Source organism: Candidatus Dorea massiliensis AP6, from assembly GCF_964245105.1.
Classification (GTDB): domain Bacteria; phylum Bacillota; class Clostridia; order Lachnospirales; family Lachnospiraceae; genus Laedolimicola; species Laedolimicola intestinihominis.
This window is the reverse complement of sequence record NZ_CAXTKW010000003.1, coordinates 116,687-138,664: the sequence shown is the minus strand read 5'-3', so window position 1 is coordinate 138,664 and position 21,978 is coordinate 116,687. Positions and strand designations below refer to the sequence as shown.

General features: G+C 45.5%; 19 protein-coding genes, 1 pseudogene and 1 riboswitch. Of the genes and pseudogenes, 4 read left to right on the top strand and 16 right to left on the bottom strand.

The window, feature by feature from the left end:
• Window positions 1-12 precede the first annotated feature (12 nt).
• On the bottom strand, window positions 13-2,058 hold the full coding sequence (gene ftsH / locus ACESZP_RS04520; RefSeq protein WP_499708158.1) for an ATP-dependent zinc metalloprotease FtsH: 2,046 nt from the start codon (window positions 2,056-2,058) through the stop codon (window positions 13-15).
• Between the two features lie 367 nt (window positions 2,059-2,425).
• Here ftsH and pyrG point away from each other — a divergent pair, with 367 nt between their 5' ends.
• The gene (gene pyrG / locus ACESZP_RS04515; RefSeq protein WP_499708157.1) at window positions 2,426-4,039 is read left to right on the top strand and encodes a CTP synthase; all 1,614 of its coding nucleotides are present in this window, start codon (window positions 2,426-2,428) and stop codon (window positions 4,037-4,039) included.
• 69 nt (window positions 4,040-4,108) lie between these two features.
• Here pyrG and ACESZP_RS04510 read toward each other — a convergent pair whose 3' ends face one another.
• From ACESZP_RS04510 to ACESZP_RS04480, 7 genes are all read right to left on the bottom strand, one after another.
• Window positions 4,109-4,900 carry a nitroreductase family protein gene (locus tag ACESZP_RS04510; RefSeq protein WP_499708156.1) on the bottom strand — a complete coding sequence of 264 codons (792 nt, stop codon included), beginning with the start codon at window positions 4,898-4,900 and terminating at the stop codon, window positions 4,109-4,111.
• Between the two features lie 2 nt (window positions 4,901-4,902).
• On the bottom strand, window positions 4,903-5,373 hold the full coding sequence (locus tag ACESZP_RS04505) for a low molecular weight protein-tyrosine-phosphatase (protein ID WP_499708155.1): 471 nt from the start codon (window positions 5,371-5,373) through the stop codon (window positions 4,903-4,905).
• A 145-nt stretch (window positions 5,374-5,518) separates the two neighbouring features.
• A complete protein-coding gene (locus tag ACESZP_RS04500; RefSeq protein WP_009203877.1) occupies window positions 5,519-6,229 on the bottom strand; it encodes a succinate dehydrogenase/fumarate reductase iron-sulfur subunit in 711 nt (236 codons plus the stop codon).
• Window positions 6,226-7,770 carry an FAD-dependent oxidoreductase gene (locus ACESZP_RS04495; protein WP_499708154.1) on the bottom strand — a complete coding sequence of 515 codons (1,545 nt, stop codon included), beginning with the start codon at window positions 7,768-7,770 and terminating at the stop codon, window positions 6,226-6,228. The genes ACESZP_RS04500 and ACESZP_RS04495 overlap by 4 nt, the downstream gene beginning before the upstream one ends.
• Complete coding sequence (locus ACESZP_RS04490) at window positions 7,767-8,306, bottom strand: hypothetical protein (protein ID WP_008703787.1); 540 nt, start codon at window positions 8,304-8,306, stop codon at window positions 7,767-7,769. Before ACESZP_RS04490 ends, ACESZP_RS04495 begins: the two co-directional genes overlap by 4 nt.
• A gap of 10 nt (window positions 8,307-8,316) precedes the next feature.
• Window positions 8,317-8,835 carry a DUF6921 family protein gene (locus tag ACESZP_RS04485; protein ID WP_009532262.1) on the bottom strand — a complete coding sequence of 173 codons (519 nt, stop codon included), beginning with the start codon at window positions 8,833-8,835 and terminating at the stop codon, window positions 8,317-8,319.
• 16 nt (window positions 8,836-8,851) lie between these two features.
• Window positions 8,852-9,985 (bottom strand): heavy metal translocating P-type ATPase, encoded by a 1,134-nt coding sequence (locus tag ACESZP_RS04480; RefSeq protein WP_499708250.1) that lies wholly within the window; start codon window positions 9,983-9,985, stop codon window positions 8,852-8,854.
• On the opposite strand from ACESZP_RS04480, the gene ACESZP_RS04475 reads away from it, so the two are divergent.
• The 3 genes and pseudogenes from ACESZP_RS04475 to ACESZP_RS04465 all read left to right on the top strand — a co-directional run.
• Window positions 9,954-10,181, top strand: coding sequence for a PBECR4 domain-containing protein (locus ACESZP_RS04475; RefSeq protein WP_499708153.1), 228 nt, complete (start codon window positions 9,954-9,956; stop codon window positions 10,179-10,181). The two genes, ACESZP_RS04480 and ACESZP_RS04475, sit on opposite strands and share 32 nt — an antisense overlap.
• A gap of 342 nt (window positions 10,182-10,523) precedes the next feature.
• A complete protein-coding gene (locus ACESZP_RS04470) occupies window positions 10,524-10,883 on the top strand; it encodes an ArsR/SmtB family transcription factor (protein WP_005330964.1) in 360 nt (119 codons plus the stop codon).
• A 59-nt stretch (window positions 10,884-10,942) separates the two neighbouring features.
• Window positions 10,943-11,617 (top strand): annotated as a pseudogene (locus ACESZP_RS04465) (heavy-metal-associated domain-containing protein); the annotation flags it as partial.
• On the opposite strand, the gene ACESZP_RS04460 reads toward ACESZP_RS04465, so the two are convergent.
• The 8 genes from ACESZP_RS04460 to ACESZP_RS04425 form a co-directional block, all read right to left on the bottom strand.
• On the bottom strand, window positions 11,604-13,199 hold the full coding sequence (locus ACESZP_RS04460; RefSeq protein WP_499708152.1) for a PAS domain-containing sensor histidine kinase: 1,596 nt from the start codon (window positions 13,197-13,199) through the stop codon (window positions 11,604-11,606). The pseudogene ACESZP_RS04465 and the gene ACESZP_RS04460 sit on opposite strands and share 14 nt — an antisense overlap.
• Window positions 13,200-13,204: 5 nt before the next feature.
• Complete coding sequence (locus ACESZP_RS04455) at window positions 13,205-15,055, bottom strand: extracellular solute-binding protein (protein ID WP_499708151.1); 1,851 nt, start codon at window positions 15,053-15,055, stop codon at window positions 13,205-13,207.
• 30 nt (window positions 15,056-15,085) lie between these two features.
• Window positions 15,086-17,248 carry a hybrid sensor histidine kinase/response regulator gene (locus ACESZP_RS04450; protein ID WP_499708249.1) on the bottom strand — a complete coding sequence of 721 codons (2,163 nt, stop codon included), beginning with the start codon at window positions 17,246-17,248 and terminating at the stop codon, window positions 15,086-15,088.
• Window positions 17,232-18,047, bottom strand: coding sequence for a substrate-binding periplasmic protein (locus ACESZP_RS04445; protein WP_499708150.1), 816 nt, complete (start codon window positions 18,045-18,047; stop codon window positions 17,232-17,234). The genes ACESZP_RS04450 and ACESZP_RS04445 overlap by 17 nt, the downstream gene beginning before the upstream one ends.
• 131 nt (window positions 18,048-18,178) lie before the next feature.
• Window positions 18,179-18,254: riboswitch (cyclic di-GMP riboswitch) on the bottom strand.
• 112 nt (window positions 18,255-18,366) lie between these two features.
• A complete protein-coding gene (locus tag ACESZP_RS04440; protein WP_349164414.1) occupies window positions 18,367-19,095 on the bottom strand; it encodes a hypothetical protein in 729 nt (242 codons plus the stop codon).
• Window positions 19,096-19,131: 36 nt separating this feature from the next.
• Window positions 19,132-19,536 carry an MATE family efflux transporter gene (locus ACESZP_RS04435; protein ID WP_499708149.1) on the bottom strand — a complete coding sequence of 135 codons (405 nt, stop codon included), beginning with the start codon at window positions 19,534-19,536 and terminating at the stop codon, window positions 19,132-19,134.
• Window positions 19,537-19,796: 260 nt separating this feature from the next.
• Complete coding sequence (locus tag ACESZP_RS04430) at window positions 19,797-21,284, bottom strand: AAA family ATPase (RefSeq protein ID WP_499708148.1); 1,488 nt, start codon at window positions 21,282-21,284, stop codon at window positions 19,797-19,799.
• A 31-nt stretch (window positions 21,285-21,315) separates the two neighbouring features.
• Window positions 21,316-21,966 (bottom strand): LemA family protein, encoded by a 651-nt coding sequence (locus ACESZP_RS04425; protein WP_499708147.1) that lies wholly within the window; start codon window positions 21,964-21,966, stop codon window positions 21,316-21,318.
• Window positions 21,967-21,978: the final 12 nt, after the last annotated feature.

Here is a 21,978-nt window from a genome sequence, read left to right as displayed (position 1 = left end):
AAAGGTGTTACGTTATGCTTCTGATTCGTTGTTCGATGTGGTGGTCGGAGCACCGGCCTCCTCGCTGCTTAACGAGGACGCGGTCGGCTCCTGCGGAGCCTCCGCAGGCTGTGCTGAGTCGGCATCGCTGCGCTCCCCGACTTCGGCGTCTTTGGTGGAAGGCGCTTTGGAAGCGTCGTCCGGATCCGGAAGACCTTTGACCTCACGGAAGATCTTCATGAATTCCTTACCGGTGATCGTTTCTTTCTGGATCAGGAAGTCGGCGATCTTGTCCATGACCTCACGGTTTTCGCTGAGGAGGCGCTTCGCTTCCTCATAGGAAGCTTTCAGGATCTTCATGACTTCGGTGTCTACCTCGGCTGCGGTGGCGTCGCCGCAGTTCATGACGGTGCGACCGTTCAGGTATTCATTTTCCTGGACTTCCAGACCCATGAGACCGAATTTCTCGGACATGCCGTACTGGGTGACCATGGCTCTGGCCAGGCGGGTGGCTTTTTCGATGTCGTTGGCGGCGCCGGTGGTGACGGTGTCGAAGACGATTTCTTCGGCGGCGCGGCCTGCCAGGAGGCCTACCAACATGGCGTCGATTTCTTTTTTGGTGTTCAGGTATTTTTCTTCTTCAGGTACCTGCATCACATAGCCCAGGGCTCCCATGGTACGGGGTACGATGGTGATTTTCTGAACGGGCTCGGCATCTTTCTGAAGGGCGCTGACCAGGGCGTGTCCCACTTCGTGGTAGGATACGATGCGGCGCTCTTCTTTGCTCATGATGCGGTCTTTCTTTTCTTTACCAACCAGGACTACCTCTACGGATTCGAAGAGGTCTTTCTGGGATACGGCCTTGCGACCGTTTTTGACTGCCAGGATGGCCGCCTCGTTGATCATATTGGCCAGATCGGATCCTACGGCTCCGCTGGTGGCCAGGGCGATGGCATCCAGATCGACGGTTTCATCCATTTTCACATTCTTGGAATGAACCTTCAGAATATCGACACGTCCCTTCAGGTCCGGTCGGTCTACGATGATACGGCGGTCAAAGCGGCCCGGACGCAAAAGCGCGGGGTCAAGGACTTCGGGACGGTTGGTCGCTCCCAGTACCAGGCAGGCTGTGTGACTGTCAAAGCCGTCCATTTCCGCAAGGAGCTGGTTCAGGGTCTGCTCACGCTCGTCGTTTCCTCCGCCCAGGCGGCCATCGCGGCTTTTTCCGATGGCATCGATCTCGTCAATGAAGATGATGCAGGGGGAATGCTTCTTGGCTTCCTGGAACAGATCGCGGACACGGGATGCTCCCACGCCGACGAACATTTCTACGAAATCGGATCCGGACAGGGAGAAGAACGGCACATGTGCTTCTCCTGCCACGGCTTTGGCAAGCAGGGTTTTTCCGGTTCCCGGAGGGCCTACCAGCAGGGCTCCTTTGGGGAGCTTAGCTCCGATCTGAGCGTATTTCCCGGGGTTGTGCAGGAAGTCTACAACCTCCTGTAAGGATTCTTTCGCTTCTTCTTCGCCGGCTACGTCTTTGAAGGTGACGCCGGTGTCTTTTTCAATATAAACCTTGGCTTTGCTCTTGCCGACGTTCATGCCCATCATGCCGCCTCCGCCGCCCATTCTGCGCATAATCAGGGCGAAAGCGCCCCAGAGTAACAAAATCGGCAGTATAATGTTGATCACTGCGGACAGGATAACCTCTTTCATGTCCTCGATGGGTGCGGAATATTCGATTCCCGCTTTTTCCAGGCGCTCCTGGAGCTGATAATCCGGTACGATTCCGGTGGTATAGGTCTGCTGTCTTCCCAGCGCGTCCTTGTCCTTGGCTGTGATTTTCAGGCTGTTGGAGTTGATTTCTACTTTCTCTACCTTGCCGTCGTCCAGCATCTGTACGAACTCGTCATAGGTGATGGTGTTGCTGCTGTTACCCATACTTCCGATGTAGTTCCAGAACAGAATCGCTACCATGGCGATGATGAGAAACATCAGGATACTCTGACGGTTCTTCGGATTCTTATTGTTATCTCCGCCTCCGGAGGGGCGGTTGGAATTATTGTTATGTTCTTCCATATTTCTCCTCCTTGTAGATTACGTTCTGAAAAATAGACTCTATTTTCCAAACGTAACACCTCTATTATAATGTCAGGAAAAGGATAAAGCAATACAGGAAGATCTGAAATTTCTGTAAACAAGTTCAGCCCAAGGTTCCGTGCATCACGAAGCGTGTTACTGAGAACGAAGTGAACAGTAACGGTTTTGCGAGTGGTGCGGTTGAGCTGTCTCCCTTCCTGCTGTTTTTTTGCTGAATCACAGAAATTTCCCTAATTTTTTCGGCTCCTTTTATCTGGATTTTTTCATTCTCCAGTAGTATAATAAATCAGTTATTTTTGGAAACCTATTATCCCACTATGAAATATAACAAAAGGAGGAATCGCACATGCCTGTAAAATACGTCTTTGTCACCGGCGGTGTTGTATCCGGTCTCGGTAAAGGCATCACAGCAGCTTCTCTGGGACGTCTTCTGAAAGCCCGTGGCTACAAAGTGACTATGCAGAAGTTTGACCCTTACATCAACATTGACCCCGGCACCATGAACCCTGTTCAGCACGGCGAGGTATTCGTGACTGACGACGGTGCTGAAACAGACCTGGATCTTGGTCATTATGAACGCTTTATTGATGAATCTCTGACAAAGAATTCGAACGTTACCACCGGTAAAATCTACTGGTCTGTTCTGCACAAGGAGCGCCGCGGCGATTACGGCGGAGGCACAGTGCAGGTTATCCCCCATATTACCAACGAAATCAAGAGCCGTTTTTACCGCAATTTCAATGAGGATGAGACGCATATTGCCATTATTGAGGTAGGCGGTACCGTGGGCGATATCGAAAGTCAGCCGTTCCTGGAGGCCATTCGACAGTTCCAGCATGACGTAGGACATGAAAATGCCATTCTCATCCATGTAACCCTGATTCCCTATATCAAAGCTTCCGGCGAGCTGAAGACCAAGCCGACTCAGGCTTCTGTGAAGGATTTGCAGGGTATGGGTATCTGGCCGGATATCCTGGTCTGCCGAAGTGAGCATCCGCTGGATAATCATCTGAAGGACAAGATCGCGCTGTTCTGTAATGTCCCCAGCTCTCACGTACTTCAGAACCTGGATGTGGAATATCTTTACGAGGCTCCGTTGGCCATGGAAAAGGAGCATCTGGCGCAGGTGGCCTGTGAATGTCTGCATCTGCCCTGTCCGGAGCCGGATCTGACAGACTGGACAGCTATGGTGGACGCGCTCCGTCATCCGACTTCCAAGGTTCACATTGCCATCGTTGGAAAATATATCCAGCTCCATGATGCTTACATCAGCGTGGTGGAGGCCCTGAAGCACGGCGGTATCGCCAGCCACTCTGTAGTAGAGCTGAAATGGGTGGACTCCGAGCTGGTAAATGACGCGAACGCAGCGGAGTATCTGTCTGATGTGGATGGCATTCTGGTGCCGGGCGGCTTCGGCGATCGTGGTATTGAGGGCAAAATCAGTGCTATCCGCTATGCGCGTGAAAATAACGTTCCTTTCCTGGGCCTGTGTCTGGGCATGCAGATGGCCATCGTAGAATTTGCGCGCCACGTCATCGGATATGACGACGCCCACAGTGTGGAACTGGATCCCAATACCACACACCCGATGATTCACCTGATGCCGGATCAGGATGGAATCGAGGATATCGGTGGTACCCTGCGGCTTGGTTCTTATCCCTGTATTCTGGACAAGGATACAAAAGCTTATGAGCTGTACGGTGATGAGACCATTCATGAGCGTCATCGCCATCGTTATGAGGTCAATAATGATTATCGTGAAGTGCTGCGACAGGCAGGTATGACTTTATCCGGTATTTCGCCGGATGGAAGAATTGTGGAAATGATTGAACTGAAAGAGCACCCGTTCTTCCTGGCTACCCAGGCTCATCCGGAGCTGAAATCCAGACCGAACCGTCCCCATCCTCTGTTCCGTGGATTTGTAGCGGCGGCACTGGAATACCAGAACCAGCATAAATAAGTATCCATAACGAAGGCCGGGAGACAATATTCTCCCGGCCTTTCCTTTGCCCTTTCTTATTATCTTCTATCAGCGAATGGTTACACGGGCTTCACGCCGCGGCGCAGTGCGGGCATAGGTGATGTTCGGGTAGCCCAAAAGCATGCAGGCTTTGATGTGTTCTCCTTCGATGCCAAGCCATTTTTTCAGGTTCTCATTCTGATCGCTGATACGCTGAAGATAGCCGTTGTAGAGGGCTCCCAGACCCTGGGCGATGGCCATGTGCTCTATGTTCTGGGCCGCCAGTCCGGCATCCAGCTCCCAATCGGAAGTGATATACAGGACAGCGGGTGCATTGCGGAACAGGAAATCGTCAGACGGATCTTCTTTCCTGTGACGGTTGAAGCTGGCAAAAGGGATCAGTTCCTTCGGAAGCTCTGTTGCAGGGATCTGCGTCAGCGCGTCAATGTGATCCCAAACCAATTCTTTTAAAGTTGAAAGCTCCTGCTGCACCAGAATAAAATGGCTGCTCTGGTTATTTTTAGCTGTGGCTGTATAACGGCCCGCCTGAATCAACTTCTCGATTTTCTCCGGCTCAATTTTACAGTCCTTGTAATCACGAATGCTGCGGCGAAATTTAATAGCGTGAAGTAATACATCCGAGTTCAGTATGAAGCTGTCCTTTTCATAATCTTCCACTTCAACCATGTCGTATTCCGGAATGGATACAGCGGCCTTGGGACAGACGGCCACGCAATGACCGCAGAGGAAGCAGTCGCGCTTGGGCTCTGCTTTTCCGTCTTTTAAAATAATATTGTGGGCGATGCAGTCTTTCACACATTTCCCGCAGCCAACGCAGAGTTCTTTTTCAATGGTTATCATTATCATTTTCTCCCTTCTGTCTCTTGAATATGTGTCAACAGGGCTTCACAGCCCGCTTTTACATCGTCATAGGTCGCATCAAAGTTCCCCGTATACCAGGGATCTGCAATATCCCGCGGATGGTCTGTATAATCCAACAGCAAAGACACTTTTCCTTCGGGGTCTTTGCCAAGAATCCGCATCATGTTCCGGCGGTTCCAGCTATCCATGCCGATGATATAATCATATTTGTCATAATCGGACCGCTGCATCTGCACCGCCCGATGGTCTCCGCAGGGAATACCCACCTCTTTCAGCTTCGCCCGGGTACCGCGATGCACCGGGTTACCGATTTCCTCCATGCTGGTGGCAGCGGAATTGATGTAAAAATGCTCCGCAAGGCCGTGGCGGGTGACCAGATCCTGCATAACGTATTGAGCCATGGTGCTGCGGCAGATGTTGCCGTGGCAGATGAAAAGTACTCGTATACTCATATAAACTCCTTTCAAAAGGCGCTTTTCTGCTGCCATTTGCAGCGTTTTGCGCGGTGTTAATTTTTCTTTATGTATTGGTCATTTCTGTACAGAAATCAAGTTTTTGATTCTCTTCATACATTCATTATAGCTTTTATCATCCATTTTATTTGCCCCAAACAGCCGCTGCATTCGACCTTACAAGCAGTTCTTCCACAGGCAGACCAATCGGACAAATATCATGACAAGATAACGACTTCCCGCATCCCTCAAAATATTTCTTCTTATATTCAGCAGAAATCTCATTCAAATGAGTGCTTTCCTGTTCTTCATTCAGAATCCGAAATGCGTTGACTGCAGCAACAGCGCCTGCGAAAGTCCCATTTGCAGAGAAGTTAGGACACACTTCAAGGCAGCAGCCACACATCAGACAGCGTGCCGACTGGTATCTCGGTTCATGTGTCCACGGATTCATATAAGCTTCACTTTCAAGCCAAAGATTCAGTTTTTTCAAATTTTCAAACAGAATTGACCGGTCAACGATCAAATCTCTTACAAGCGGAAATTTGCTTAAAGGTTCCAAGGTGATTGTAGAACCTTTTAACGTATGTAGAAATGTAGAGCATGCCAGCCTCGGACGTTCGTTAATCAGCATGGCGCAAGCCCCACATTTTCGCACCATACAGCTACATTCCCAGCTGATGGGAGTAACTATATTCCCTGAATTATCTTTCAAAGGGGTTCTACTGTTCAATTCCTTTAGAACATTGGCAACAGAGCTGTTTTTGCTTCCGTCAAACTCAAATTCCTGCCAATAACTGTCTGATTTCTGACTCTCCTGCCGCCTGATTCTTATTTTATATACCAAGTGAATCACCGCCTTTCTGGAACAGGTACAAAGGAAATCTGTATCTGCTTTCCATCAAATCTGGCTACCGTTGTTTTAAGGTAATCATCGTCATTACTCTTCGGATAATCCTCCCGCCAGTGTGCACCACGGCTTTCTTTTCTTGCAAGAGCACTCTTTAGAACTGCCATGCCAAGCAATGGAAGATTTCCTGTCAGCGCTTGTACCGTTTGAACCCCATTTAACAACGTATTCTCATTTCTGACAACGCCCATAGTCTCCTGCATCACTTTGTTTAATTGCTTTATTTCTGAAATTTGAGACGCTGGTGGAAAATCTATCTGTGTCGCACAAGATAGATCTACTACATCTGCCTGTTCGCATGCTGATTTTGCCGCAACACGTCCTCCGTATAACGCTCCTAACAGAGAATTTCCACCAAGACGGTTGGCACCATGATATTGGGCACAGCATTCTCCGGCAGCGTAAAGATTCTGAATCGGCGTTCTGTGCTGCTCATCCACCAGAATGCCTCCCATAAAATAGTGAATTCCCGGTAAAACAGACACCGGTTCCTTTCGTATATCTTTATGCAGATAGGTCATACAATCGTCTGCCAGACCAGATAGCTTATTTGAAATAATCTCCTCCGATATTTCCGTCATGTCAAGAAATACCTCTGATTCATGGCTGACCTTCCATATCTCTCTGGCGGTAATATCTCGTGGCATCAGATTTCCAAGCTCCGGGTATTTTTCCTCCATGAAATACCATTGTTTTCCATCTTTCATGGCAAACAACCTGCCACCTTCCCCTCTGGCCGCCTCGCTGATGAGCATGCGTTTTCCACCACATTTCACAGTTGTCGGATGGTACTGGATCATCTCGCCATTTGCCAGAGGAACACCAAGCCGGAACAATTCTGCGGTGACTTCTCCTGTATTGCTCAGCGAACCCGTTGTATTTCCAAACAATCCGTGCATACCACCGGTGGCAACAATAACCGCATCCCCCGGTAATTCCACAGTCTCCTGACTGTATTCATCCCTGATTACGCACCCACAACAAATATTGCCACACAGACGAAGTGTTAGGAAAGAATGATGGCTGAACCGTTCTACCATACCAGATGCTTCTTTCCTGCGAACAGCGTCTATCATAGCTGTCATGATCTGCTTCCCGGTATCGCTCTGCGCAAAAGCAGTCCTTTTCTTTTTCTGCCCGCCAAAATTCCGCAGATCCACATCATCATAGCCGCTCATGTTAAATTGAACTCCAAGTTTTAACAGCCAGTGCACCAGCTCCGGTGCTGCCTGTGTCATTCCCCAAACTGCATTTGGGTCTGCCAGACCGCAAGCCGCCTTTATTGTATCTGTGAAATGTTCTTCGGGACTGTCGTTTTCATCTTTTGTATTCAAAGCTGCGTTGATACCGCCCTCTGCCATAACAGACTGCGCCCGCTCTGATGGAAAGGAGGAAACCAGTTTTACATTGCATCCATTTTCCGCTGCCTGCAAAGCCGCTGAAAGTCCTGCCAGTCCAGCACCTATAATAATAATTGTCTTACTCATAGATATTGCCACCCAATATAATAGAAAATAACTGCGCCCGCTATAAACAGAAGGAGCACCGAAAGAATCAAATAAATATCACCCCTTCGTTCTTTATAACTGATGATTCCCAGCGATACGAGCAATGGGCGGATATTGATAAAAATATGAACAAAGATTGCCGCCACGAACAAAAGCTGAGTTACCATCTTTACCGTTGTAAAAGGGAACAAAATATATGTCCCATTCTGCACCTTTCCAAACAAGCCAATATGGAAGAACAGCAGGATCAGTATTGCCAGCCCACTGGCTCGTCTCGCCCAGAATATGGCGTTCTGTTTCAGATACATTTTTCCGGATTGCTTCGCTGTCTGTAAACTCTGAACTGTCAGGATGACACCAATCACCGTATGCACAACAAGAATACCAACACCAATCCATGCAAGAAGTTTCCCTGCGCTACTTCCAACTCCGTTCAGCATAAAGCTGCCCATGATTCCATGAATCATAAAAATGAGAAGCATTAAAACAGACAAAATTGTATTCCATTTTCTCATAAATTCCCGCTCACCTCATTTCTTCGCTGTCCATGATCATATAGTCCATCTGTGTTAGCGTTGTAACGTCAATAAAATCATCCGATGCCAGGAATACATCATACTTTCCACTTACCACTCTTGATAGCATCATTGTGTTACTGTACTCTTTCAGATCTACGGAGAAACCGGCCTGTTTCAACCTGTCACAGAGTTTCTTAGCATAACTGACAAGCGGATAATCCGTCTCAGATACATATAACCGAAAACTAATGTCCGTTTTCATGAGATCTGTTTCATTTGTTTCCGAATCGTCCAGTGCCAATTCTTTTAATTTATTCCGGGTGTTCTCGTTGTCGAGACCATCTGACATCATATTAATACCGAGAACATAAGAGCCTTCCAACTGTGCGGAGGCTTGAGCCGCCTTTTTTGACTTCGGTGTTGCTCCTGTGACTGCATCAATCATAGAAGGCGGTGAATGTAAAATGGCACCAAACCCTACAAGAAAAACAATCGTAACAACTAACAGAATCAGTTTTCGTTTCACATTCCCACCTCATTTCCTATTTTTTCAAAATTCTCATTGCGTTCAAAACAGCAATTATGGTAACGCCTACATCACCAAATACAGCTTCCCACATTCCCGCAATACCAAGAGCGCCAAGAATCAGGAACACACTCTTAATCCCAAGAGCAATCACTATATTCTGCATGACAATCTGTTTTGTCGCTTTTGCTACTTCAATCGCGTCCACCAGCTTAGACGGTTCATCTGTCATCAGAACTACATCTGCTGCTTCAATGGCCGCATCCGAACCAAGCCCACCCATTGCAATACCAACATCTGCACGGGCAAGGACAGGAGCGTCATTGATACCATCACCAACAAAAGCCAATTTGCTTCCCGGTCTCTTTTTACCATCTAAAAGCTCAACCTTTTCCACTTTTTGGTCAGGAAGCAGCTGTGCATAATATTCATCCAACTGCAATTCTTCTGCAACAGACTTCCCAATTTTTTCATCATCACCGGTAAGCATGACTGTTTTTTCCACACCGATATGTTTCAAATCAGAAATTGCTTTTTTACTGTCCAGCTTCACTTCATCTGTTATCAAAATACATCCTGCATATTGACCATCTACCGCCAAATAAACTTTTGTACCTGCGTTTTCACAGGTTGTGTACTCTATACATTCTGTATCCATAAGTTTCGTATTGCCAGCAAAAACTTTCTTTTCCCCTGCCATTACACTGATTCCATATCCTGAAATTTCCTTATAATCAGAAATCACTGACTGATCAATTTCTTTTTCATAAGCAGCAAGAATGGATTTTGCAATAGGATGGTTAGAAAAACTCTCTGCCTCTGCCGCATACTCCAGAACCTGTTCTTTTGAAAATCCATTTGCAGGCAAAATATCCGTCACATTGAAAACACCTTTTGTAAGTGTTCCGGTTTTATCGAACACAATAACGCTGACATTATTAAGCGCCTCTAAATAATTACTTCCTTTTACAAGAACACCTCGTTTAGATGCCGCACCAATGCCTCCAAAGAAAGTCAGCGGGATTGAAATGACCAATGCACATGGGCAAGATACCACAAAAGTAATTCTCAGAAGAGTGTGGTTTAATGCCACACTCTTTTTTGCATGTGAGGTATAAGTGGCAACAAAGGTAGATAAGAAAAACGCAATACGACAAGGTATTACAGAGGCGGAAATCGTATATTTCCAAAATTTGGCAGATAAAACATTTCTGTATGTTTGTGGAGATGAATATTTTGAAGTTTCTTTTCCAATAGATCACTTTCTACATTTAACAGGAGTAGAGACAAGACTTTCGGCCAAGGATTTTTATAAGAATGCAAAAAAAATCTATTCTTACAAATAATCAGTTCTATTTTGACGCAAGACATGTATATGCAAATGCCAAAAGGAAACTTCCGTGTTTAAAACGCTTGCCGGAATTAACGAATGAAATGGTATGTGTTCTAAAAAATATGGAAACCATGACAATTACATATAAACTCAGCGTTACAAATTTGGGATTTACAGGAAGTGTGACAAGAAAGCCAAAACGGTATACTGGGAAAAAAGATTAAGAAAAGAATAAAGAGCTGGTTTTAATTGTAAAATTTATGGGGAACTAACATCAGCTTATTGACATGAATTTAAAAATAAGTATAATAATAGTTGAGTAATTGTTCAACTATTATTATTTGGAGGTGAATATATGCCAAAAACGTCTTATATTTGTAATTGCGATGTAATTCATGAGGATATTGTGAATGATGTGAAATCCAAGATGCAGCCAAAAGATGATTATATCCAGTTGGCTTCTTTGTTTAAGCTATTTGGAGATGGAACTAGAGTACAAATCTTACACGCTCTAGAACAGAGTGAGATGTGTGTATGTGATCTTGCAGTGCTACTGGGGGTAACAAAATCTGCAATTTCGCATCAGTTAAAGGCATTACGCCTTGCGAATCTGGTAAAATTCCGTAAAGAAGCACAGATAGTTTACTACTCGCTGGCAGATGATCATGTGAAAGAGATTATTGACAAGGGATTTGAGCATCTTTGGCAGAAATAATATTTTTTAACATTATAGTTGAGTAATTGAACAATTAAACAAATTATAAGGAGATTATCATGAAACGCATATTTCTATTAAAAGGGTTGGACTGTCCAAATTGTTCCGCAAAAATTGAAAAAGAAGTCGGAGAATTGGATGGAGTACAATCCTCAGTTGTAAATTTGATGAAGCAGACGCTTACAATCAATGTTGCTTCAGCTGCCGCAAATACAATAGCCAGTCAGATTGAAACGATTGTTCATAGTCATGAGCCCGATGTGGAAGTTTCTGAAATTGTACAGGAATCTTATATACCGGAAAAAAAGCAGGAGGCCAATGAATCCTATAACAATGAGGACAAGAAGTTGACGATTCGTTTAGCGATTGGCGCAGCAATCTATGCTATTGGTATGGCATTGACTGTTTTTGCGAAAGTGCCACTGCCTATCGAGTTAGCTTTTCTCATTGTTTCTTATGTTATTCTTGGTGGAGATGTTGTATGGCAAGCTGTGAGGAATATTTCAAAGGGACGTGTGTTTGATGAACATTTCCTAATGAGCGTTTCTACGATTGGTGCTTTTGTCATTGGTGAATATCCGGAAGCAGTTGCTGTTATGCTGTTCTATCAAGTTGGTGAATTTTTCCAGTCATTGGCTGTTAAGCGTTCCAGAAAATCTATATCAGATTTAATGGATATACGTCCGGATTGTGCTACAGTCAGAAGGAACGGAGAATTGATTACCATATATCCAATATATCATTGATCAGCGAGAGCAGATGGTTGCTGGAGGAAAGGATCTTGCCCAGATAATCCCGAACCCTTTTCTGATCATCAATATTACTTACAGCAAGTGTTGAAAAACCGATAATCGCATTCATAGGCGTCCGGATATCGTGAGACATATTTGAGAGGAAGGTACTCTTTGCCCTGTTTGCTGTCTCCGCTGCGCGTACCGCCTCGGAGAGTGCCTGATTCATTTTCCAGTCAGAGGTACGATCTGACATAACCAGGATATATTTCTTTTGCCCGTTTACCTCGCTGCCCATTGCAACAATATAAAACCATCGTTTTTCCCCTGTTTTCTGATGAACACATTCAAAATCCCATTCCTTTTGCTCATAAACCTTGATTTCTTTCAGATAATTCTTCTCGGAAGCTTCAGATTCTTCAGGATGCAGTTTTCCCAGAATACAAATATCTTTATGGATCTGTTCTACTGTAATGCCCAGCAATTTTTCCGCATTCGGACTGACGTAATCCGTCTTGTAGGTTTTTGCATCCAGCATCAGAAAAACATCATCCACATTCATGGAAAGCTTTTGAAACAGTTCGTCACGATACAGAATCTCCGTATCCTTTTTTCTGAGGTCTGTTCTGCCTTTTTGAATAATCAGACTGATAAAAAATGCAGCAATACAGAATACAATCGCACCGACAAGGAGTATTGTACTATGCTGAAGACTGTTCATACTGGCATTGACGATATCCGCCTGGACCAGTCCCAAAAACATCCAGTCCTGAATATCCGATTTTTCATAGACCAGATAGTAGTTCCTTCCATCCAGCTTCAGCAGCATCGCATCGGTACGTCCCGCTTTGAACTTCTCCAAAAGCTCATTGATCTCTTTTTCGGACATATCTGAATGCTCTCTCAGGACACCGAAAAAACTATACACATTTCCCCATGACTCAGAAGAATGATCAATCACAACACGGCCATCCGGATGAACAATAAAACTCTGAGCATTTCCATTGAAAGCAGAAATATCCAGCACATCTACGATATCAGCATTTTCATACGCAATGGCGATCGCATCATATTCAAAATCCTGATAGATCCCATGAGATCTTGGAGTGGCAAAAACAAGCAGCTGAGATTTTCCAGGAACTGCTGCATTCGCTATCACATCATTTCCCTGCCGGATCTCCTCTTCCATATTTTCCTGTAATCCAAGATACCCTGTTTCTCCTGTTGTCATCTTATAGTTTCCGTCTGCTGACAGGAAAAAGAAGTCTAAAAAGCCGACATCTGCCTGCGCTTTCTTTGTATAATCACGAATTTCGTCTTCGTTGGAAATATCCTGCAGATTCTCACCCCACATATGAAGATAGGTCAGGTTCTTATCTGTCAGTTCCCGCAGCATATTATCAGACTGATGAAAAACCTCTGTCAGATGAGAAACACTTTCCTCATAAATAGTTTTCGACACAAATCTATAATATTGGAAAACCAGCAGAACAATTCCCACAAAAGCAACAATAAAGCCCCCTATCCTTAATCGTTTTCTCATGACAGGCTTCTTTCTGTCTGTGTTATGATTCTTAATATCCATTCTTCTCACCTCAGAGTCATGTAGTCTTCTGGCTCTGCAAGAATGGCATCACCATCTGAAATATATCCTGTCCAGGTCTCTTTTACAGTGGCATCGCCTCCATCAAATACAATGTTCTCATCTGCCGGATACGCTTCCATGTGTTTTGGTATCGCAAGACAGGTTACTGTAAAAGTATCCTTGTCCTGAATTTGTTTTCCGTCCTTCGTAACTTTGCTCAGTGTATAACCATCCTCTGTTTCTTTGACCTCCACAGAAATACCGCTGAGCACAGGCAGAGAGCCGCGGTTGAACGGAATGAAGCCACCCTGGTAGCCTTCTACAAAGCTTTTCACTGTCTCTTTTAGTTCAGCTCCGCTCATCTTACTGCTGTAAGCCGAAAGACCATTTGGCATGATCATATCACCGGCCATTTTTTCAGTATAACCGGCCTTCAGCACATTTCCTGTAAAGCTGTTTCCGGTTGCGATCAGCACATCTGTCCCATAAATGCCGCGCAAGGTGTTTGCCATAACAGAATATGCTGCATTTCCGTCACTGCTATGAAAGCGGTTGGAATAGGATTTCTGTGAATCCAGCACGATATTCTCAGAAGTGGATTTCTCTTCAAGAAGCTGCTTGTTAAATGCCTCATAGGCCTGCTCTGCATCGTACTCTCCTGAGATCATCCCGGAAACCACATCCTTGGAAACAGAAAAAAAGTCATTTGACGCAATTCGGATATACATATGGTTTTCTTCGATCACAGATTTCACATCCTTCAGATATTCCGTAAGCTGCATATCCACATCCTGACTGTAGCTTAACAGATCCTGTCCATCGTAAATGATCTGGTTCTGTGCATCCTCTGAAAGCATTGTATTCAGTACCCTCATTGCTTTCTTTCGACGTGTTTCATCCTTTGACAGGTCGCTGTTTAAAGCCACCTGAAAATATGGCGTAGTCATAATCCACTTTTCACCGTTCTCCTGAAAGAATGGCAGAAATGTTGTGTTTATACCCTGATCCTGAAACATTTTTACACCGTAAGAGCTGCCGAAGTACATGGCAAGCTTACCACTTTGATACATCTCAACGATGTCGTCGTAATTCATATCCAGATCATCCCGGCTCAGACCGGTATCCCGGATAAACTGCTCCATACGTTCAAAAGCCTCCGGCCAGACGGTACTGTCCAGACCTTCTCTCTTTGTATTATCCGGGTCACTGTAGGCGGTACGCCACTTACGTCCATCTATGGAAGAAAGTTCTGATGCAGACAGCCCCTGCAGTGTTTCCATACAGGTATAATCATAATAATAGTCTGCCGTAAACCCGCGAATGCCCACTTTGTCAAATGCCTGGCAGGCAGAGATAAAGCTTTCGTAATCTGTTGGAAGAGGAATATCATACTTTTCAAAAAGATCTTTATTCACCACAAATCCATGGGCATCCGCACACACCGGGAGCCAGTTTACGCTTCCATCCTTATTCATAAAATTGCTGAGGTAGGTATCATAGACAGCGCCTGCCATATTGGTTGTGGAAAGGTCCATCAGACTGTCTTTCAGGGGATTTGCATCGTGCAGGGAAAAGCGGCAGCAGGTTATAATATCCGGTAATCCACCATTTTCATTCAGAAATTTGTAGAAATCCAGATCGTTATTTCCCACGACAAATTCAACCTGGATGTCCGGAAGCTGTTCCTGGATGTATGGCGCATATTTTTCATACAGGCTTGTGCTCCATAAATACACCGTGATGGTTTCTGCATCTTCTTTTTCCGCGCTTTTGCTGTCGCAGCCCGAAAGAAGTGTTACGGCAGTCATCATCACAAAAAGCACAGCCAAAGCCCTGTTCCATTTTTTCTTTTTCATTACGAATCCCCTATCTGAAATTATTTTCCGCTAATTCTGCAATTCATGAATTACCTTTACCAATAGCTTCCCATCAACAGGCTTAGAGATATGTTCATCCATTCCTGCTTCTTTTGCTCTTATTCTGTCCTCCGTAAACGCATTTGCTGTCATTGCAATGATTGGTATTTTCTTTGCATCCTCTCTGTCCAAGGCCCGGATCATCTTTGTAGCTTCATAACCATTCATGATCGGCATCATAATATCCATCAAAATCACATCAAATTCACCAAGTCTGCTTTTTTCAAATATCTGAACAGCCGCCTGTCCATTCCATGCTTTTGTCACATCAGCACCTTCATTCTGAAGCATAAACTCTGCAATTTTCATGTTCAGCTCATTATCTTCTGCCAGAAGAATATGCAGCCCCTTTATAGATTTTTCTGGTATATCTTTCTGAACTTTATGTTCATCCTCATCCGGATCTATTTTAAACGGAACCCGGATCACAAACGTTGACCCTACGCCTTTTTCACTTTCAAAGGTAATCGTTCCCCCCATTTTCTCGACCAGCTTCCTTGAAATGGCCATTCCCAGTCCTGTTCCAGCAAATTTTGCACGGCTTCCCGTATGTTCCTGTGCAAATGGTTCAAACACACGTTTCTGGAACTCCTCAGTCATTCCGATTCCTGTATCCCGGCAGACAAATTCCATTGTCGTCATTTCCGGCTGTTCGGATGGAATTTCTATGCAGCTGATATAAATTTCTCCGTTTTCTCTGTTATATTTCACCGCATTCGACAGAATATTCATCATCACACGTTTCACATACCCCGGACTTCCAATAAAATCGCGGTGTGTAATTTCTTTTTTCTCCCACATGATCCGGATATTCTGTTCTGCAGCCATCTGCTCGATCACAACAAATACTTCCCTGAAAATACTGCTCAGATTAAACGGAATCTCTTCCAGAACGATTTCACCTGACTCAAGCTTACTCATGTCCAGAACATCGTTTACCAGTTCCAGCAACAGATTGGATGCCTCTTTAATCTTTGTCCTGTATTCCGTCTGCTTCTCCATATCATCTGCGTAATGGTCTGCCATATTGACCATTCCGCGGATTCCATTGATCGGAGTCCGGATATCATGGCTCATCCGCTGGAGAAACTCCGTTTTTGCCTCATTGGCGGCTTCTGCCTTTTTTGCAGCTATCAGAAGTTCTGCCTTATATTTTTCATCTTTTTCCTGTTCCTGTTTCTGATGTGCCTGCTTTATTCTGTATGTCCAGAACCAGAATGTGCTGAATATCAGAAAATAAAGAAAAATAACACTTATCACACTTAATGGAAGATTACTGAATACTTCCGTATCCGAAAGATACGCATAGATATAATAATCACGCTGCTTCAGCATAATTCCGTAGCATCCGGCTCCTTCATTCTTCAAATGATAAATGTGCTGACTGTCTGTATGCTTTTTCATTGCCTGAACAACTTCGTTGTCGGCTGTATTCTGCCCTAACAGGCTCTCATCATTGCTGGCAACAACGATTCCCTCGTCTGCAACAATAATCGTTCCATCTTTCTGGACACTATAACCATTTAAAAGCCCCTGTATCGTCAGTGTGTAATTTCTGGTAAATTCAGGAGATGTGTAATAATAGATTGCAACGATACCCGGCGCATCTTTTCTGGCACAGGCTGCAATGTCGATAAGTGCCCCGTCTGCTCTGCTAAATCGTTCCGAATAAGATCTTTCTTCATATCCGCTGAAATCCATGATAATATCTTTTTGCAGATACTCCGTAATCTCATCAGCCAGAGACTCATCCGTGCTGTATTCACAGTCCTTCTTTCCTTCTGCATCCAGTACAATGATACCATCCACCCAGAGAGTCTGCAGATTTTCCTTCAGAAACTCCCTGCTTAGCTGCCCGCCGTTTTCTGTTTCCATTTTAATATTTGTACTCATTTGTCTGGCACTTTCAATGGCACGGAGGAGACTTTTAGATTCCGAAGATTCATTATAATGGGTATAGGTGGAGCACTGCACTTTCACATAGTTTACAATCTCCACCATTCTTTTCTCTGCTTCCTCTTTTTCCGCGTGGAAGAAATAAAACAGAGAGACTACAGCCACACAGATTCCAATCAGACCACCGAGCAGCTGGATTCGTTTTTCCTTTTTCTTTCTCTTAATACCCAAGATCATCCACCTCCAGGTACTTCTGGGGATCATCCAGATATTTTTCAATGATTTTCAGGGACGTGCCATCCTGACGCATTTCTTCCAGCGTCTGGCTCATCTGCTCACAAATTCCTCTGTCATCATTTTTTGCGAAAGCGACACCTATTCCTGTGATCATCAGAGGCTCTTCCAGAATACGAAAACTTGCGTCATAATCCTTCATATATTGGACAATCGATTCCTCATGTGCGGCAGCTGCATCTACATATCCTTTCCCAAGAAAGGTATAGATCAGTTCTCGGTGTCCAAGACTGATCAGATTTCCCAGTTTGGGAATTCTCTCATCCGTCCGATTCAGGAAGATGCCTTCCGGTTTGGTTGTGGACTGGACAGCCAGGTTCTTTCCCTCCAGATCACTCAGTTTATAGATATCACTGTTCTCATTTACCGCAACCACCTGACGGCTTGCTATGTACGGTCCCGCCCAGCGATAATCGTCAAGGCGTCCTTCCATGGAAAAACAACCCATGATACAGTCAATCTCTCCGCTCTCCACCAGTTCCTTTTTCTTCTCCCAGTTAATCTGGACAACCTCCACCTGATAGCCCATTCTTTTGAATGCTTCCGTAGCCAGTTCTACATCTATGCCCGTCGGCACACCATCCTCATTCAGATAATTATAGGGTGGATAACTGTCGCTGCCGAGCGTAATGACCGGCTTTTCGGTTTCTTTTTTACTGCTGTCTGTATTTTTACACCCTGTCAGGGTGACTGCTAAAATTCCCGCAAGCAAAATGCCTGCAATTATTCTTTTTCCTTTCATTTTTCTTCTATTCCTGCTATTCTGCTATTTTCCTTTTTTACAATATCAAAATATCCAACAATTCCTATGTATCTGATGAAGCTTTATTTTACCATAAAAAAAGCACTGCCAAACAGACAGTGCACCTCATTTCATGCAACTGGCTGCCATTTTACAGGCCCTGTAGCTTTGCGTCCCAGACTTTCATCTGGTTTGCCGAATATCCTATTAAAGCTTTTAAACTCAAGCGAAAATATTGATATCATTATACTCCCATATTCCACTGTACGCAAGCAAAACCACGCCGTTTTAATGCTTTTAATGCTTTTGAAACGGCGAATCATTGAGATTGATCAAGATTCAATCCTTTTTTCTGATACTTCGACCGAATCAGCCACTTCTGATCAATCTTCCGCACCCCATCTTCAAACCGGATATGCAGATTCACCGAGCCCGTTTTCTGCTCTACTTTTTCCACCCTGCCATGCCCGAATTTGGGATGAGACACCTGCTCACCGATTTGATACTGAATTACGCTGTCTTTCGCTTTCTTATGCTCCTGCTCCCGCCGATACCGATCCCGCAGAGGGACCGTCTTATCGTGAATCGGATTTTTCAGGACCTTGTCGTAATTATGCTTCATCAATGCCTCGCCTGCCTTGTAATAGGGCGTCGGTGCTGCGCCCACCAGGGAACAACAGTATTTCCAGGCGCTGCCGTGGGTGCCTGACTGCCACTGATACTGCTTCGGAATCGGCATATTGTACTGCATGTAATGGGCGTATTCATGGCGGTAGAGATCTGTCCGCTCCTCTTTGCTCAGCGGATGCTTCACCGCATAGCCGATAAAAAGCAGAGAAAAATGAAAATGCTCCTTCTCATTGTGACTGCCCCGGGTGTAGGAGCCCAGACAGTCCGTGTCCATGCCGAAGGTAATCGGCACCATAGCCCCCTGTAGGTGAAATTTCCGGTCAAGCTGCTCGTAGAGATTCTGGATCTGCGTCCGCAGAATCGGAATTTCTTTCTCCAGATTGGCCTTTAAAAACAAATTATCTTCAAAATTTTCCATACCTGTTCCTCAAATACTCATTTTCTGTGGTTCCATTCACGCGACTCGCGAAATCATTTCCCTTAGGCTGTCCTTATAACTGCCCCTCACGCAGGATCCCAAAATCACGATGACCGTCGGCGCCACGCCTTCCGCCGCCATGTGACACTGAATAACGAAAAACAGGTTCAGAATCACATTGATTACACCCGCAAAAGCAAGATACATCAGCGGATGCTTTGTATCGCCCGAAGCGCTCATGACGCCGTTGCCAAAATTGTAGATACCCATGGCCGGCATGCCGACGGCATAGATTTTCAGATATAAAACCGCACCATCGATAAGCTCCGGCTTGGTGTTCATCAGCGACAGCATCCCCTTCGCAAAGAAAAAACAGATTCCGCCTGTCAGAAGTCCTATAAGGCCGCAGAGCAAAAAAGCCGTATGAATGGTCTTTTCCACAGCGAACCGCTGACCATTTCAATCCCCTTTGATTGTTTCATATTTTCACTCATGGTAAATCTTTCCCTCACTAGAGCATACTATCTACCTTTCTTTTTGTAAATATGGAAATTTTGACGGAATTATGGGATATTTTCTCTTGCGAAAAATGCAGCAAGAACCCCATACCTCACAAAATGAGACTGATAGATTCCACTCTCAAAAATGACGCAGATTCCCATGGGGGAACCTGCGCCATTTCGTCCGTCTTATATAAAAATTTATCCTAACAGTTCTTCCACCATCTGTGCATCAAATTTCACGGCTTTTACTCCATTTACTTCAATCTGGTACAGCGCATTGGCCGCGATATGCTCCGCCGCCTGCTCCAGGTCGCGGATTCCGGTCGTATCCGCATACTTGGCAATGACTGCGTCCAGGCCTTCCGGCGTCACGATGCACTCATCCTTACGAAGGCTCATGCGCTTCAACACCTTCGGCAACGCAAATTTGGAAAAAATCACCTTTTTCTCTTCTTCCGTGTAATCCGGAATATCAATCACCGCAAAACGGGACATGAGCGGCGCGCTGATCTGGCTCTTATCGTTGGCTGTGGCGATTGGGTACACGCCTACGGTGGGCACCATACATTCCATGTAGTTGTCGGTGAAGCCCAGGTTGTCCAGCAGTGTCAGCAACACATCTGCGGGATTGCCGTTGCCCTTTCCGGCGTTGGCCTTGTCCAGCTCATTGATAATGAACACCAGGTTAGACTCGCCTGACATGGAAAACGCCTCCATGATGATACCCGGCTTCGCATTGGCATAGACACGGGAGCTTCCGGTCAGCTGCTCCGGATCGTTGATGGAGCTCATGTCCAGGGTGGTCCACGGCAGCTTCAGGATACGCGCCACCGCATAGGCGATCTGGGATTTTCCGGTTCCGGCCGGTCCCACCAGAAGCAGTCCGTAAGCCGGAAGTGTATGGGTACGGTTAATCTGTATGATGGTTTCGATAATACGCTGCTTTACTTTCTCCATGCCGTAGAGCTCTTCATCGAGAATTCTGCGGGCTTCCTTCGGATCAATAGACTCAAAATAATTGCTCTTCCACTGAATATTCATCATAATGGACAGGGCCCTCTGGGCGTGACGCTTCTCCTCCGGGGATACTTCATGGGAGCGGGCCACCGCCAGGTTTCTTCTGGCCCAGAGCTGAATATTGTCCGGAAGTGTACGGCCTGCACAGGTCATAAAATCCGTAATACTCTGAAGGCTGGTCAGCTTCATGTCGTCGCCGACCTCGTCCTGATCCTCATCCGTTTCTTCCTCGGAAGGCGCGTTGCTGGCAAAAAGCCGGTCGATCATAAACTGCAGAAAGCCGTCCTCTGCAGAAAGCTTGGTGCCGCCGCCAAAGGCTGTCTCCCGAATCTTGTATACGGCATATCCGTCCTCCCGGTTGGCGCCGGACAGGCGTACGTGGATCTGATGCTCGCCCAGCCATTTGATCAGGCTCACAAAACGGGCGTCAATCAAAAGAATATCCGCGTTGAATTTTCCGTCCTCCTCTTTAAATTCAAAGGCCGTCTGCTTGGCCGGATTGGTGAATACACCGCAGGAATGATGCTTCCACTGACGCTTTGTATTGTCCAGCAGAAGAATCGGCTGCTCCGGGCTGGCCTCCGCCCCATTGGTGCGGTATGTAGTATAGGTACACTCCGGCTCCTTCGGGGCGCCTGCCGGGGCACTGTTAAAATCGAATACTGGCATGTCGTTACTCCTTTATCTCTGATTTTTGTATTTAAATTCCGAGAGCTTCATCTGAGATCAGCTCCTCGTCCTCTCTGTCTCTGTAATATTCCATATTTTCAAATCTGCATATTTTACGGATGACACTAAATGGGAAACTGTGAATCGCCACATTATAATTTTCCACACAGGTATTGTAAGTCATCTTCTGTCCTGCCAGTCCATTCTCGCACTCGCGAATCTGCCGGAGAAGCAGCTGTATATTCTCATTGGAACGCAGCTCCGGGAATTTCTCGATTGCCTGCTGAAATTCCGAACCATTGCGAATTTTTACCACCATTCCTTTTCCCTGGCTTCTGGCTTCCTCAATCTGCGTATACACTTTTTTCTCATGCTTCATGTATTTATCCGACACCCGATTGGCCTTATCCAGCAGGCGATCTGTTTTTTCCTCGTAAACCTTGATGTCGCTGAACGCTTTTCTGGCTGTCTGCTGCGTTCTGTGCGCTCCGTTAAACTTGATAATCATCAGTACCAGAATTCCTGTTACCGCTCCCAGTAAAATGGAAATACCGCTTTGGAAATTGCTGATATCCTGCTCTTCCGGTATGATGGCGGCAAAAATAAAAAGCCATAAAATCCACCCTAAAATGATTGCCCCAATGAGCTGCAGTAAACCAATGAGCACATTTGGCTTTTTCATGTGAATCTCCTC

Excerpts from the sequence above, each read along its gene's own strand:
- ftsH (WP_499708158.1), bottom strand. The coding sequence starts at position 2,058 with ATGGAAGAACATAACAATAATTCCAACCGCCCCTCCGGAGGCGGAGAT.
- ACESZP_RS04455 (WP_499708151.1), bottom strand. The coding sequence starts at position 15,055 with ATGAAAAAGAAAAAATGGAACAGGGCTTTGGCTGTGCTTTTTGTGATG.
- ACESZP_RS04425 (WP_499708147.1), bottom strand. The coding sequence starts at position 21,966 with ATGAAAAAGCCAAATGTGCTCATTGGTTTACTGCAGCTCATTGGGGCA.
- ACESZP_RS04490 (WP_008703787.1), bottom strand. The coding sequence starts at position 8,306 with ATGAGAAAATGGAATACAATTTTGTCTGTTTTAATGCTTCTCATTTTT.
- ACESZP_RS04430 (WP_499708148.1), bottom strand. The coding sequence starts at position 21,284 with ATGCCAGTATTCGATTTTAACAGTGCCCCGGCAGGCGCCCCGAAGGAG.
- ACESZP_RS04450 (WP_499708249.1), bottom strand. The coding sequence starts at position 17,248 with ATGATCTTGGGTATTAAGAGAAAGAAAAAGGAAAAACGAATCCAGCTG.
- ACESZP_RS04505 (WP_499708155.1), bottom strand. The coding sequence starts at position 5,373 with ATGAGTATACGAGTACTTTTCATCTGCCACGGCAACATCTGCCGCAGC.
- ACESZP_RS04440 (WP_349164414.1), bottom strand. The coding sequence starts at position 19,095 with ATGGAAAATTTTGAAGATAATTTGTTTTTAAAGGCCAATCTGGAGAAA.
- ACESZP_RS04495 (WP_499708154.1), bottom strand. The coding sequence starts at position 7,770 with ATGAGTAAGACAATTATTATTATAGGTGCTGGACTGGCAGGACTTTCA.
- ACESZP_RS04510 (WP_499708156.1), bottom strand. The coding sequence starts at position 4,900 with ATGATAACCATTGAAAAAGAACTCTGCGTTGGCTGCGGGAAATGTGTG.
- pyrG (WP_499708157.1), top strand. The coding sequence starts at position 2,426 with ATGCCTGTAAAATACGTCTTTGTCACCGGCGGTGTTGTATCCGGTCTC.
- ACESZP_RS04460 (WP_499708152.1), bottom strand. The coding sequence starts at position 13,199 with ATGGATATTAAGAATCATAACACAGACAGAAAGAAGCCTGTCATGAGA.
- ACESZP_RS04445 (WP_499708150.1), bottom strand. The coding sequence starts at position 18,047 with ATGAAAGGAAAAAGAATAATTGCAGGCATTTTGCTTGCGGGAATTTTA.
- ACESZP_RS04470 (WP_005330964.1), top strand. The coding sequence starts at position 10,524 with ATGCCAAAAACGTCTTATATTTGTAATTGCGATGTAATTCATGAGGAT.